This is a genomic window from Novosphingobium sp. TCA1, assembly GCF_009811895.1.
Classification (GTDB): domain Bacteria; phylum Pseudomonadota; class Alphaproteobacteria; order Sphingomonadales; family Sphingomonadaceae; genus Novosphingobium; species Novosphingobium panipatense_A.
In genome coordinates, this window is record NZ_BLJH01000010.1 from 1 (window position 1) to 14247 (window position 14247).

Sequence of the window (14247 nt, forward strand, 5' to 3'; positions counted from 1 at the left end):
AGCTGAAGCACTTCCGCCGTGTTGCCACCCGCTACGAAAAGCTGGCCGAAAACTTCCTGGCAATGGTCCAGCTCGCCTCAATGCGGCTGTGGCTCCGTGCTTATGAGTCTACGACCTAGCCAGCTTCGTGCGCGTATTGCCCAGTCGCAGGCAGAAATTGTTTCGTTCGATAGTCAGGCAGAGGCCTATCAGCGCCAATCCTCACTGGTCCGTCAGGAATTGAAGCAGACGCGCGAGCTCTATGACAGCAGACTGACAACGCTTGACCGCCTGAATGCGCTGGAACGCGCTGCTTTGGGTGTAAAGGCCCAAAGAGCCACGGCCCTATCCGCCATCGCACAAGCGCAGGCGAGAATTTCAGAACTGCAAAGCCAGATCCTGTCGGTGGAAAGCAGCGCCAGAAGCGAAGCTGCCCTGGAGCTGGGCCAAACACAAAGCGCCATATCCGACCTTCGCAAGGAAAGCGTTGCGGCCAGCGACCAGAACGACCGCACCGTTATCCGTTCGCCGCAGGATGGGATAGTGGCCAAACTCCAGGTGCGGACGATAGGCAGTATGGTGCGCCCGGGAGAAACACTGATGAAGATCGTGCCGCTTCGCGACCATCTTGTCGTGCGCGCTCACGTCCGATTGACCGATATCGACAAAGTATCGAAGGGCCAGTCTGCTCACCTGCGGTTCACGGCTCTCAATGCCCGCACAACGCCTGAACTGCTGGGACGCGTCACCCAGGTTGCAGCCGATCGAACGGTGGACACCGCCACCGACAATGCGTTCTATCCCGTGACTATCGCCATTTCGGAGCAGGAATTCCGCAAGCTTGGAAACGCGCGGCTTTCCGTGGGTATGCCGGTCGAAACCTTTATCCAAACCGAGCATCGCACGATCCTGCAATATATAATCCGACCGCTTTCGGATCAGATCAGGCGCGCACTCCGTGAATAGCCGGATATAAAGGTTAAACGGTTTCCACCAGTACGGCAGCCAGATGCAAATCACCTTCCGCTGATCATTGGATCGCGACGTCAGCCAATTCTCTGACGACACTGCGAACCCCTTTCTGCAACGGACTGCTGAAGACGCTTCATCGTTTTCTCGGCGCCTGCTCAAGTACAGGATCCCTTTTGATGCGCCGGATGATCGGAGGACTGTTGACTTGCGGAGCGAGCCTGGCACCCGACATGTCACTTGCCCAGACGAGCGCCGGCACGTCGATCGTCATTGCGGCAGACCTGGATCGCCTGGACGCTGCGGGCGCCCGTATCGAACCCGGCTTTCAGCCCGTACCGCTTCATCTCGGCCCGTTCGCTATCCAACCCGCGGTTTCGTTCATCAGCGGATTCTCAAGCAATGTGTTCAATCGCCGTGATGCGCAGCATGACGCGAGCGCAACTGTCATTCCTGCCGTGCGAATGCGCGCAGACTTCGCACCGTACCGCCTGGATATAAAGGCGGGCGGTACCCTTCGGCGCTTCGCAAGGTTTACCTCCGAAAATAGCGAGGAGTTCAGCGTTTCCAGCGAAGGCGCCTTTGTGCTGGCGAACGAGGATCAGATCGTCACCTCGATCGGATTCGCACGCCTGATTGAACCGCGCAGCAGCACCGGCACAGCACCGGATGCCGCCGAACCCTTAAGCTACAACCGGCTGGAAGGAAAAGTAGGGAGCGATCTGCAGTTCGGCAAGTTTCGACTAGCGCCCTCTCTTGCCTATCAAGGGCTGCGTTACGCTCCGCTTTCCCTGAGAGACGGCTCGAAGACCGACCAGTCCTTTCGAAACGCCCAATCCATCCGCGGCGACATAAGAATAAGTTACGACTTTTCAGACATGTTTTCCGCTTTCGCGAGCGGCACCTTGTCGAATATCCGCTCGACATCTGCTTCAGAGGACATTCGCCGCGACGCGCAAGGCCTCGGCGCTCTGATCGGCGTGAAAGGCGAAGTTACGCCGCTGCTCTCGGGCGAGGTCGGCATCGGTTATCAATCACGCCGGTATGACCTGCCAATCTATCGAGACTTTTCCGGCATTACTTTCACGGCGGACCTGCAATGGTACGTCACGCCTTTGACCACTGTGCGGCTTCAGGCCGACCGCACCTTCCAGAACAGCGGTTACCGCGAAGTCGCGGGGATCCTTACCGATAATCTCACGGTGACGGCCTATCACGATCTGCTTCGCAACTTGCGCCTGAACCTGTCTGCCACGTTGGAGCACGGCCGATACCGCGAAGTCGATACCAGAACGATCCGGCGAACATTGCGATTCAACGCGGAATATCACTTGAACCCGCATCTCTCTGTCGGGGGATATATCTCGTGCATAGATCAGGATGTCGAAGGCGCGCCACTCGTCAGTGCCTTCACCACCGCTAGCGCCGGGATCGGCATAACCGTCACACCATGACTCGGCCTTGCAGCAAGGAGCGCCTGCCTTGAACCTTCCCGCAATCTACGAAGCGTCCGGCACTGTGCCGCAGGTTCTGGAAGAACCGGGCAGTTCCTATCGCTATTCTGAAGATCGGATAACGATCCGCTATCTCTTCGCGATGCTCCGCCGCCGGAGGGAGGCTTTCTTCCTTACTCTTGCGATATGCGTTCTTGTGGCATTTCTCTGGACCACGGCGCTGCCACGCACTTACCTGTCTGCAGCCGATGTGGTGATGATCACGACGCCAACGCAAGTTGTCCCGCCCGAAGGGCAAGGCGGCGTTGCTGTTCCCGTGCGTTCGGAAGATGTCGAGACCCAGCTCCAGTTGATCGCCTCGCGGGAAATGGCGGGGCAGGTTCTCGATGCGACGAGACTGGTCAGAGATCCCGAATTCATTGCCGACGTGATCGCCCCCCGCTCCGCCATCGACAATCTCCTGACATCGATGGGTCTGGGCAAGAATACGGATGACGCGCCGATCAACATATCGCCCGAGACACTACGGCAACGCGCGATCACTTACCTGCTCAAGCACCTGAACGTCGCGCGCATGGGCGATTCCTTCACGCTTCGTATCTCGGTCACGGATTCCAATGCCGGGAGAAGCGCGCTGGTCGCGAACACCTTCGCACGGCTTTACACTACCGACGATGCGCGTGAACTTGCCAGGACGAATGCGACCGCCGCCCAGGTCCTGAAAGAGCGTGTCGATGAACTTCGTAAGTCCGCAAATACCGCATTCGCAGCCGTTCAAGGCTACCGCATCCGCAACGGTTTGTTGAGTTCGGCGGCCACGAGCCTGAGCGAACAGGAAATCTCCACATACAATCAGCAGATTGCCGAAGCACGCGCCGAAGCGGCAAGAGATGCCGCGGCTCTTTCCAGCGCCAACAGGCAATTGCATTCCGGCGGCGCAAACAGCGTGGGCCAGGGGGTGAACTCGTCAGTCGTCACCGCCCTGCGCGGCGAGCGCGCACAACTTGTCATCAAGGAGCGCGATCTCGCGCAGCGCTATTTCGACAACCATCCCGATCTCGCCACCGTCCGCCAGCAGATCGGTGACCTCGATCGGCAGATCGCCGGGGAAGTATCGCGATCGATCAAGGCGCTGGAAACCACCGCCGATGCCTCTGCCCAGCGATTGTCATCGCTGCTGGCCAGTCGAAACGGCACGCGTTCACAGCTGAGCATGGACAACACCGCACTCGTATCTCTTGCCGACCTCGAAAGGCGGGCCGAGGCGACGCAGACGCTCTACCAGTCCTACCTCCAGCGTTATAACGCGATCATCGCGGGAACGGGATCGGAGCAGCCTACGGCGCGGCTGCTGTCCTCGGCCAATGTGCCAGTCCTGCCGATATCGCCCAACTTGCCCGTAAATCTGGCGCTAGGTCTTGTCGTGGGTATCCTGTTGGGGGCACTGCTGGCGGTCCTTGCAGAACTTTCCTACCGAGGCTTCACGACGCTCGACGATATCGAAAATCGCCTGGGCTATCGCGCGCTCGGCTTCATCCCGTCGCATCGCTCCGTCGAACCTCATGTCGGGACGCCGCTCGACACAGTGCTCGCCCACTCGAACGGCGCTTTTTCCGAGGCCTTGCGCAACGTCATCGTATCAGTTCGACAATCCGCCCCTCGATCTTGCAAGGTCATTGCAATTACCTCCGCGCTTCCCGGGGAAGGGAAATCGACTGTCGCCGCGTGCCTTTCCCGCTCGCTCGCCATGGCCAACGAGCGCGTGATTGTCGTCGACTGCGATGTCATCCGCGGCCAACTCAGCAAGCAGTTCGACCTGGCTGAGGGTGGGCTTGGCCTTTACGAGGCGCTGCATTCGGAAAGCACGGACATCATCCATTACCCCGACCCGCAATCGCCGCTGCGCATCCTGCCGATAACGCGCCCCTTTCCGAAGGGAGAGCGCCTTACCGAGCAGAGACGTCTGCACCGGGTAGTCGCGCGGCTTCGTGAACAGTTCGATGTCATCGTGCTGGACTGCCCGCCTATCCTGCCTATCGCGGAATCGCGCGAAATCGTTGCGCGAACCGACAGCGTCGTCTTCGTGGTGCAGTGGCGCAAGACGATGGACCGGGTGGCAAAGGCCGCCATCCGCCAGTTGCCCGTGCGCGCCATCAAAGGCCTGGGCATAGTCCTGAATAAGGTCGACATGAAGAAGCAGGCCCGCTTCGGCGGGAATGACATCTCCAGTTTCTACAAGCAGTACAGGGGATATTACTCGTGAGCCCTGCGATGCCGCAGTTCCGGCGCGTAGCCATCATCCACTACTGGCTGGTTTCCATGCGAGGGGGAGAACGCGTCCTGGAGCGCCTGCTCGATCTCTTTCCCGATGCCGACGTGTTTACGCATGTCTATGCCCCGGAGCGGGTCTCGCACAGGATCCGCTCCGCCAAAGTCCGGCAGACTTTCATCGGCGGGCTTCCCGGCGCGCGCAGGCATTATCAGAAATACCTGCCCTTCATGCCCATGGCCTTGGAAGAACTGGATCTTCGTGAATACGATCTGGTGATCAGCAGCGAGTCGGGACCGGCGAAGGGTGCCATCATCCGGCCGGACGCGCTTCACTTGTGCTACTGCCATTCTCCCATGCGCTATCTTTGGGACCACTATCACGACTACAAATCCTCTGCGCAGAAGTTCGCGCGGCTGGCCATGGCACCGATGTTCCATCGCCTTCGCCAGTGGGACATCAGTTCCGCCAATCGCATCGACAGTATAGTCGCCAATAGCAACTTCGTTGCGCAGCGTATTCGCAAGGCATGGGGGCGGGAGGCGATGGTGGTTCATCCTCCCGTCGCGGTTGATGCGTTTCATACCTCTACCGAGGTTGCCGAGCGCTACCTCTGGATCAGTCAGATGACGCCTTACAAAAAGGCCGACATCGCCCTCGAAGCGTTCAACCGTCTCGGCGTTCCCGCGCTGATGGTGGGGGATGGCGAGATGTTCAAGGCTATCGCCGCGGGCGCCGGGCCGAATGTCGAGGTTCGCAGGCACTTATCGTTCGATGAACTGAAGCAAGCCTATGCCACGGCCAAGGCGCTTGTCTTCACCCCTGAGGAGGATTTCGGCATCGTTCCAGTGGAAGCGAATGCTTCGGGAAGGCCGGTGATCGCCTTCGGGTGCGGCGGTGTGAGGGATTCGATCGTCGATGGAGAGACCGGCCTGTTCTTCCTCAAACAGTCGGTAGAGGCGCTGTGCGATGCGATCGAGCGGTTCGAAGCATGGCTCCCCCACTTCGATCCCGAGGCCGCGGTGCGCAATTCCCGGCGATTTGCCCCGGAAGTGTTCGACCGCGGCATTGCGGACGCTCTCCAGGCGCTTTGCCCCGCCGAACGTGTCGCCTGAACGGCGCTCCCTTTTGCTTCAGGAGACTGGACAGTGAATAGATTTCTCGTCCTCATCGCGAGCCTCGTCATGACGGCTTGCACACATTCCCCGAGGGCGGAACTGCCTCCCGTCGGCGGTTTCCAGCAACGTCTGGCAGCCGGTGACAGGCTCAAGCTCGATGTCTTCCGCGAGAAGGACTTGTCGGGCGAATATACCGTCAATGACGAGGGCAATCTGGCCATGCCGATGATCGGCACGATCAAGGCCGCCGGAAAGACGCTGCCGGACCTGCGACAGGAACTCGGCGGCATGTTGAGCGAGGGTTTCGTGCGGAACGCCAGGATCACGCTCGAAGTCGTCTCCTACCGCCCGATCTATATCCTGGGAGAGGTCCAGAAGCCGGGCGAATATACGTTCTCCGAAGGGATGTCAGTTTTCGCGCTCGTCGCGAAAGCGGGCGGCTTCACCTACCGCGCCAACCAGAGCGTCGTCCATATTCGCCATGCCAACGAAAGCACCGAACGGGCGTACCGGGTAACAAGCGGCGCAGCGGTTGTTCCCGGAGACACCATCCGCATCGGGCCTCGATTCTTTTGAGGGCCGTTCCTTCGGGCAAGGTAGGGCGCCGATGAGCGGCAAGATCGACCGTGTCGTCCTGCTGCACGACTACAGCGAAGCGCTGGGCGGCGCGTCCTATCTCGTGCAGGTTCTACTCGGCGGTCTGCGCGAGCGGAACATCCCGGTGACCTTCTTTGCCGGAGACTCCGGGGCAAGGTTCGAGCGCGCCGACGTGGAGTTAATTCCTCTCCACGGCAAGGCGCTGCTGGAGCGGTCACGCTTCGGCGCCTTCACAAGAGGATTCCTCAATCCACCGTCTCTCCTGCGTCTGCGTCAGTGGATCGCCGCTCATGATACACCTGGAACGGTCTATCATGTCCATGGCTGGACCAAGATCCTGACACCAGCCATTTTCGCCGCCTTGCGCAAGGTTTCACACCGCCTGATCCTTCACGCCCACGACTATTTCAACGGCTGCCCGAACGGCGCGTTCTTCGATTATGCCCGCGAAGAAGACTGCACGCTCCGCCCCCTGTCGAGCCCGTGCCTGCATCGTCGCTGCGACAAGTCATCCCATGCGCAGAAACTCTGGCGCTGCGGACGGGAAGTGGCCCGGCGCGGCGCCATGCTCGGCGGAACGAATGTCAATCGGATGCTGCTCATCCATCCCGGTCAGGCCGTCGGGTTCCTGCGCGCGGATTGGCCGCCGGAAAAGCTGATCGCGGTCCGAAACCCCGTGACGCCGTTGACGCAGAACCGCGTTCCTGCCGAACGCAATCGGGGTGTCGTGTTCATCGGGCGGATATCGCGGGAAAAGGGCGCGGATCTTGCTGCCATCGCGGCGGCGCAGGCCGGTGTGCCCATCACTTTCATCGGGGAGGGCAGCGAGATGGATCTCGTGCGGAAGCTCAATCCCGACTCCGTGATGCTTGGCCGTCAGGATCGCCAGGGCATGGCACTGGCCATCGGCAAGGCCCGTCTCGCCGTAATGCCTAGCCGCTGGGCGGAACCTTTCGGTCTCGCGGCGCTGGAGGCCATCGGCTCGGGCGTACCCGCAATCATCGACCATCGCGCCTTGATTGCGAAGGAAGTCGAAAATCATGGCTTCGGGCTGGCAATCGACACCGCGAACGGCGAAGCCTTCGCTAGAGCCTTGGCCGACCTGCATCGTGATGATGCCAGGATCGGCCGGATGTCACGGGCGGGGCATCAAGGCTATCTGGCTCTTTGCAACACGCCTGATGCCTGGGTCAGGCAGACGATCAAGCACTACGAAGACATCGTCGTTTCAGAAGGTGTGAAAGCGGCGGTCAACGGCTGATCGGGGCGGACGAACACGAAATGCCAAGCCACCGGGGAATACCGCATGCTTTCACAAAACGGTGCAATTACGCCACGACGATTTTTGGACGGCACAGGTTCGCCAGCCCCAAGGGCAAGTTAGAACGGAGCACGAGAACGACAAAAAATGGGAGAATTCATGCGCTGTTCGAAAATCGCAAAAGCCAAGCGCATGCGGATGAGCGCTCTTGCAGCAGGCTGTCTGCACGCGGCGGTGCCCCTTTCCATGACCGGAGCCCATGCCGAAGAGGCGGGTGCGCCAAACCGTCAAGAGAATCCGGCACCCGCTTTGTCCGACAATCTGTTCTCTCAACCCTATATCGATATCGACGAGTGGCGGAGCCAGCCTGTCAGACATCGCTATGTCCATGGTGGTTTCAAGGGCACCGAGACGCGTTTCTCCTTCTATTTCCCGCCCAAGGCCGAGTATCGCGGGCGCTTCTTCCAGCACATCACGCCGGTTCCCGACAATGAGAACCTGGCACAGAAGATGCCGGCCGGTGCCTTCAACAAGATCGGTTTCTCGATCGCCAGCGGTGCCTATTTCGTAGAAACGAACGGCGGCGGCCACATGGACCTTGGCAAGACGAAAAGCCTGGCCAGCGACCAGACGATCACCGCCTGGCGCGCCAATGCTGCGGCGGCGGAATACTCTCGAACCGTCGCGGAAAAGATGTACGGGGCCAAGCGGCCCTATGGCTATGCCTATGGCGGATCCGGCGGAGCCTATCGCACGATCGGCAGTATCGAGAATACGCAAGGCGTCTGGGACGGCGTTGTACCTTACGTTCCGGGATCGACGATGGCGATCCCCAACATGTTTACGGTCCGCATGCAGGCGATGCGGCTATTGGACGACAAGTTTCCGCAGATCGTGGATGCGGTGGAGCCGGGCGGTTCGGGCGATCCCTATGCGGGGCTGTCGCCGCTCCAGGCTTCCGCCCTTCGCGAAGCGACCAGGATGGGATTTCCGACCCCTTCTTGGTTCGGCTACAAGACCATGGGCATTCACGGCATGGCCGCGCTTTACCAGGGCGTGGTCATGGCGGACCCGACCTACTTCACTGATTTCTGGACCAAGCCCGGCTACCTTGGCCACGATCATCCCGAATATTTCGAAAAGGCGCGCCTTCAGTTCGCGTCCACTGTGGCGGCACCGATCACCGCGCTGGAAGCCCAAAAGCTGGGTCTGAATACCGATGCCTCCAGCGAAGCGACGCGGGGCGGCGTCGATCGCGCCTTCGAAGTGCTTGGCGGCACCGAAGCCGCGCGGATCGTCGCCTTTCGTCTTAACGCCGGCCCGCCGCCGAAGGCGATCCTTGGCGCGGATCTCATAGTGGGATCGGGCGCGGCATCTGGCCAGCGCCTCCCGGTAGCCCGGATCGTGAACGATATCGTGGTTCTGGGTCTGGCCGACAGCAGCGTTGCAGCCCGGATCGCGGCCGGCGACAAGATCGAGGTCGACAACTCGAACTTCCTCGCACTCGAGACCTACCATCGCCATCAGGTGCCCGGCCCCGACTTCCCGGTCTGGAACCAGTTCCGCGATCAAGCCGGGAAACCGATCTATCCGCAGCGTCCCATGCTGATCGGCCCGCTGTTCGTGCAGGCCACCTCGGGCTCGCAGATGACTGGAAAGTTCGAGGGCAAGATGATTCTACTATCTTCCCTGTGGGACCGCGAGGCCATGCCCTGGCAGGCCGACTGGTATTTCCAGCGTGTGCGCAGCCATCTGGGCGACAGGACCGACGCCAACTTGCGCCTTTGGTACACCGATCACGCGCTGCACGGCGACGAGCCGGTCAACGAGGATCCGAACCGGATCGTCAGCTATCAAGGCGCTTTGCAGCAGGCTCTGCGCGACTTGTCCGCCTGGGTGGAAAAGGGCGTGACGCCGCCCGCTTCCACAAGCTACCGCATCGAGGACGGACAAGTGATCGTGCCGCCCGGCGCGGCAGAACGGCGCGGGATCCAGCCGGTCGTCGACCTCAAGGTCACCGGCGGAGACAAAGCCGAAGTCAAGGCAGGACAAAGCGTGAAGTTCGCGGGCACCATTACCGCTCCGCCCGGCGCGGGAAAGCTGATCGCGGCGGAATGGGATTTTTCCGGCAAGGGCGCATTCGACGTTTCGTCCAGGGTTCCCAAGGGCGCTCAAAAGTTATCCGTGACGATCGATCACGCCTTCCCGGCGCCCGGAACTTATTTCGTCGCACTGCGGGGTGCCTTGCAGCGCGAGGGTGACAGCCGCACGCCTTATGCCCGCATCGAAAACCTCGGCCGTGTACGCGTCGTGGTGCGCTGACCAATCTGCCGGGAAGGGAGCGGCTGCTCCCTTCCCGGCTAACCTTCCCGCCGCGCCGCACGCCAGCTCCGGTAGCCGAGAACGGCCAGACCGATCATCGCGGCGTAGAGGCCTGCCGTCAGCCAGAGAGCCTTGAACAGGAACATGCCGACGTAGAGCACGTCCACCGCGATCCACAGCAGCCAAGATGCCGCATGGCGGCGCGCCGTCCAGTATTGGGCAACGAGGCTAAAACTGCTCAATCCCGCATCCATCCACGGCAGCGCGGCATTGGTGTAGCGGCTGGCCAGCCAGCCGATGGTCAAGGCGCCCAGGGCACCGGCGGCCAGTCCCGCCAGTGCCTTCATGGGCGCGAGGGGCCGCACCAGGACTTCTCCGGCCTCGGCCTTGCCCCGTGCCCAGCCGATCCATCCGTAGAGGATCGCCGCGCCGAACAGCGCCTGCAGCACCATGTCCGAATAGAGCCGCACATCGAGGAACAGCTTGAAATAGAGGCCGCAGGCCAGAAGGTTCACCGGCCAGCAGAGCAACTGCCGCCGCGCGGTAAGCCAGATGCCGAGGAAGCTGACCGCCACCGCCACGATTTCCAGCATCGACATCAGATCCGGCTCCCGCTTTCGATGGCTCGCAGGAACGCGCGCCCGGGCGGCGAGAGGAACCATTCGGCGTGGCCGACGAGATAGTCCTGCCAGGCAAGATCCGCCTGCCCGCGATCCTCCAGAATGCCCGCGAAATAATCGGCTTCGGACAGCGCGAATTCGATATGTACCAGCGGCAGAAGGCGGGTCAGAGTCTCCACGTCCGCCGCCGTGAGCGGCAGTATGCTGCGGTATCCGGCCAGGATCGCACAGGCGGCCCGGGCATCGCCGGTCCTCTCCGGTGCTTCCAGCCAGGGCACGGCGCTGCGCTCGATCGCGGTGGCAAGGTCGTGGAGCGCGCAAGTGCGGGTGGCCAGTCCGAAATCGATCACGCCACTGACCGCACCTTCCGCCGTCCAGAGCAGGTTCGAGGGGTGCCAGTCGTTATGCGTCCAGAGTTCCGGCTGCTGCGCGAGCCGTTCCGCAAGGCCTTCTCCCAGGGCCGCAAAGAGCCGCGCAAGCTTCCCCTGCCACGGCTTGTCGGCAAGATAGGCGGCGAGTGCCGGGCGCGCCGCAACGTAAGCCCGCGCCGCCGCAACCGGATCGCGCGAGGGCACTATCGTGAAACTGGCGACCAGCGGATGCGGTTCGCGTGCGGGCGCGGCAAAGCCACGCGCGGCACGGTGCAGTCGCGCCAATGCCGCGCCTGCCGCGAAGGCGTGGCCCGGCGTCAGGAAAGGCGTCCAGGATTGCCGGTCGCGGTAGAGATCCAGGCCCGGCGCCATGGACAGCAACTCGTATGTCCACGGACCTTCCGCCAAGGCGCCGCGACCGTCCGCCGCAGGCATGACGGCAGGCACCGGGATTCCCCTGGCCCGCAAGTGTGCCATGAAGCGATGCTCTTCCGCCAGTGCGGCGGGTTTTCGCAGCTTTTCGTGATGGCGCTTGAGGAAAAATTCGCCCTGCTCGGTCCGCACCAGGGTCGCGGCCGAGAACGGGCGCGGCGAATGCCAGCTCAAGTCGCGCGGCCGTCCTGCCTCCGGGAAATGCGCCAGCACCGCCTCCGCTTCGGCAAGCGTGATCGCCGGCCAGGTCGGTGCCTCCAGCGCGGTGCCCATGCCGTGGACCAGATGCGGGGTATCTCCGTTCACGATCGGCCCGCGCGCGGTCAGAAGGCGCGGCTCAGCGTCGCCACGAAGGCGCGCCCGCTGCCGACGTAATAGGCCGGCGCGGAACCCGCAATCAGCGTGCCGCCGCGACCGATCGTATCCTGCGCATTGCTGCTGACCGAATAGACGCCGGACAGCACATGGGGGTTGGTCACGTTGATCGCGTTGAGCCGCAGATCCATGCGCTGGGCATCGATCAGTCCGGCCAGATGCATGCCGATCGAAAGGTCCAGCGTGGCATAGCCCTTAATGCTCTCGTCGTTCATGAAGGTCGCATATTGGCGGCCGACATATTTGAGCGCGGTGCTGCCGAACAGCCGTCCGTCGTCGTACGTGGTGCCCAGGGCGAACTGGAACTCGGGGCTTGACACCGCGCGCTTCCCCTTGGTCGGCAGGAGATCGCCGCCGACGGGCAGATCGTCACCCAGGCGCGTGTGGAGGTACTCGCCGGAGATATAGACGCTGACGCCCTTGGCCGGGCGGTAATCGATCTCGCCGTCGAGACCGTAGGACGTCTGGCTGCCGCCGTTGATGGTCGAATTGACCAGCGCCCCGCCGCTGTTCACAACCGTCGCCACCTGCCGGTTGCGGAAGTGATAGTGGAAGGCGGTCAGGGAGAAGGACAGGCTCGGACCGATATAGCGATAGCCCAGTTCTTCCGAGACGGAATACTCGTTCTTCAGGTTGCCGCTTCCGGCGCTGACCAGTTCGCCGCCGTAATAGCTGTTGTAGAGCGCGAACTCGTTGGGCGTGCGGAAGTTGGTGGTGATATTGGCGAAGAGCTGCTGCCGGTCGTCCAGCTTGTAGTGCAGCGCCGCGCGGGGCAAGGCGGCGAAGCTGTTCGACCGCACGTCCGACTGCGGCCCCGGCAGATAGTTGCGCCCGTTGCGCAGCACGTCCACGCCCTTGAAGCCGAGGTCGACGGTAAGGCGCGGAGTCAGCGCGACGCTGTCGGCCAGGAAGAAGCCCTTGGTCACCGTTTCGGTGCGGGCGTTCTCATAGGCCAGCAGCCTGCCATCGGCTGTGCGGATGGCCTTGTCCTGATAGCCCCACTGGTCGAAGGGATGGCCGTCGGCGCCGATCGATGTGTAGGACTGGGTTACGCGGTCGGTCCCATAGTCGAACCAGAGCCCGGCGGTGATCGTGTGCGCGCCGGTCTGGAAGGTCAGCTTGCTGACGTCGCCGATGCGGAACTGCTTGCCGGTCCAGTTGCCCATCACCGTTGCAAGGCCGTCCACCGCACCGGGCAGGGCGATCGGCTGGCTCAGTTCCTCGGTGCCGAGGTAATTGCCGGTCTCGGTCAGCTGGGTGCCGTACGGTGCATTGCCGTGGCCCAGCTGGAGATAGGCCGAACTGTCGAAAGTGAGCTGCTCGCTCAGCTTCAAGTGGACCGGCGCCGCCACGTAGAAATTGCGGAACGGGGCGCGGTAGAGCCGCCAGTAGTTGGTGTTCCCTTCGCTGTAGCGGCTGTCATGATTGAAATTGCGGCCAACCGCCTTCCAATCGGCCAGGGTCGGGCTGGGATAGGCCGATGTCTTGGCATCGTTGTAGGAGAAGGCGATGCTGGCACGGTTGCCGTCTCCCCATTCGCGCAGCAGCTTGGCATCGACATGCTGGCGCTGGTCGTGGCCCGCGCCGCGCCAGTTGTCCGCGCGGTTGTTGGAATAGGACACGAAGGCCTTGATCCCGCTACCCCCCAGCACGCCGGTGTCGAACCGCACGAATGCACGGCGTTCGTCGTAGGAGCCGAGCGACAGATTGACCAGGCCGCCCATTTCCGCCTTGGGATCGTCCAGCGAGAGCGAAAGCATGCCGCCCGCCGCCGCGACCACCGGGGCATCGATGGAGGCAGCGCCTTGCGCCAGCACGATCTGCCGCACGTTCTCGGCATCGGCGAACTGCGAGGGATAGGCGTAGAAATAGCCGATGTCGTTCTGCGGCGCGCCTTCCATCAGGACGCCGATCTGGTCCTGCCCCAGTCCGCGCAGGGTCAGGCCGGAACTGGTGGAGAGGCCATAGGGATCGCTGGTGGAGACATTGGCGCCGGGCAGGAGATTGACCAGCTGGAACGCGTTCAGCGTCGGCGCCTGCTTGGTGATGAAATCCGCCGAGATCGCGCTGACCGCCTGCGGCGCGGTCTGGTCCGGCAGCAGGCCCTCGGGATCGGGATGGCCGATCACCTCGATATCGGCGGGGCGTTCCGCATCGGCCGCTTCCCCTGATTCCGCAAGAGCCGGAGAGGCCAGTAGCAGAGCCGGGATCATCAGCGCCGCGCTGCTCGCCAGACGCGAACGAAAATACAGGTAATTGGCAGTCATGCTATCGGTCCGCTCCAATCGGAGGGACAGCATCGATCGCCGACCCTCCCTACGCCGGTGTCAGCCGGATCAGGTTCAGCGGGTCGTGGTCTGCTGACCACCTCTCAGCCGCGCATGAGCGGCCCCCCGGGGATCAGCGGCATCTAGGCGGTCGCAGGCCTTGTGGGAAGTGCCAATTTCAAGGTGGAGACTGTTTGAAAATCCGCTGCGGGC

General features: G+C 62.2%; 10 protein-coding genes, 1 pseudogene and 1 riboswitch. Of the genes and pseudogenes, 8 read left to right on the top strand and 3 right to left on the bottom strand.

Going from position 1 to position 14247, the window contains the following annotated elements; all coding sequences use genetic code 11:
• The 8 genes and pseudogenes from NTCA1_RS13120 to NTCA1_RS13155 form a co-directional block, all read left to right on the top strand.
• Positions 1-119: pseudogene (locus tag NTCA1_RS13120) on the top strand (IS5/IS1182 family transposase); the annotation flags it as partial.
• Positions 103-945: an HlyD family type I secretion periplasmic adaptor subunit gene (locus NTCA1_RS13125; RefSeq protein ID WP_133084626.1), complete on the top strand. Its 843-nt coding sequence runs from the start codon at positions 103-105 to the stop codon at positions 943-945. The pseudogene NTCA1_RS13120 and the gene NTCA1_RS13125, both read left to right, overlap by 17 nt.
• A gap of 236 nt (positions 946-1181) precedes the next feature.
• Positions 1182-2402 carry an outer membrane beta-barrel protein gene (locus NTCA1_RS13130; RefSeq protein WP_159830879.1) on the top strand — a complete coding sequence of 407 codons (1221 nt, stop codon included), beginning with the start codon at positions 1182-1184 and terminating at the stop codon, positions 2400-2402.
• Positions 2403-2430: 28 nt separating this feature from the next.
• Positions 2431-4665: a polysaccharide biosynthesis tyrosine autokinase gene (locus NTCA1_RS13135; protein WP_133084628.1), complete on the top strand. Its 2235-nt coding sequence runs from the start codon at positions 2431-2433 to the stop codon at positions 4663-4665.
• Entirely contained in the window at positions 4662-5786 is a 1125-nt protein-coding gene (locus tag NTCA1_RS13140) for a glycosyltransferase (protein ID WP_306439289.1), read from the top strand. Before NTCA1_RS13135 ends, NTCA1_RS13140 begins: the two co-directional genes overlap by 4 nt.
• A gap of 33 nt (positions 5787-5819) precedes the next feature.
• Entirely contained in the window at positions 5820-6365 is a 546-nt protein-coding gene (locus tag NTCA1_RS13145; RefSeq protein ID WP_236549301.1) for a polysaccharide biosynthesis/export family protein, read from the top strand.
• Between the two features lie 31 nt (positions 6366-6396).
• Positions 6397-7647 (top strand): glycosyltransferase family 4 protein, encoded by a 1251-nt coding sequence (locus NTCA1_RS13150; protein WP_133084629.1) that lies wholly within the window; start codon positions 6397-6399, stop codon positions 7645-7647.
• 159 nt (positions 7648-7806) lie between these two features.
• On the top strand, positions 7807-9969 hold the full coding sequence (locus tag NTCA1_RS13155) for a PKD domain-containing protein (protein WP_236549302.1): 2163 nt from the start codon (positions 7807-7809) through the stop codon (positions 9967-9969).
• 38 nt (positions 9970-10007) lie between these two features.
• Here the strand turns inward: NTCA1_RS13155 and pnuC are convergent, their stop codons facing one another.
• Genes pnuC through NTCA1_RS13170 form a run of 3 tightly spaced genes read right to left on the bottom strand, consistent with a single transcriptional unit; the run spans position 10008 to position 13980 of the window.
• Positions 10008-10568, bottom strand: coding sequence for a nicotinamide riboside transporter PnuC (gene pnuC, locus NTCA1_RS13160; RefSeq protein ID WP_133084630.1), 561 nt, complete (start codon positions 10566-10568; stop codon positions 10008-10010).
• Complete coding sequence (locus NTCA1_RS13165) at positions 10568-11665, bottom strand: phosphotransferase enzyme family protein (protein WP_133084719.1); 1098 nt, start codon at positions 11663-11665, stop codon at positions 10568-10570. The genes pnuC and NTCA1_RS13165 overlap by 1 nt, the downstream gene beginning before the upstream one ends.
• 50 nt (positions 11666-11715) lie before the next feature.
• Complete coding sequence (locus tag NTCA1_RS13170; protein ID WP_374705188.1) at positions 11716-13980, bottom strand: TonB-dependent receptor; 2265 nt, start codon at positions 13978-13980, stop codon at positions 11716-11718.
• 83 nt (positions 13981-14063) lie between these two features.
• A riboswitch (TPP riboswitch) is annotated at positions 14064-14173 on the bottom strand.
• Positions 14174-14247: the final 74 nt, after the last annotated feature.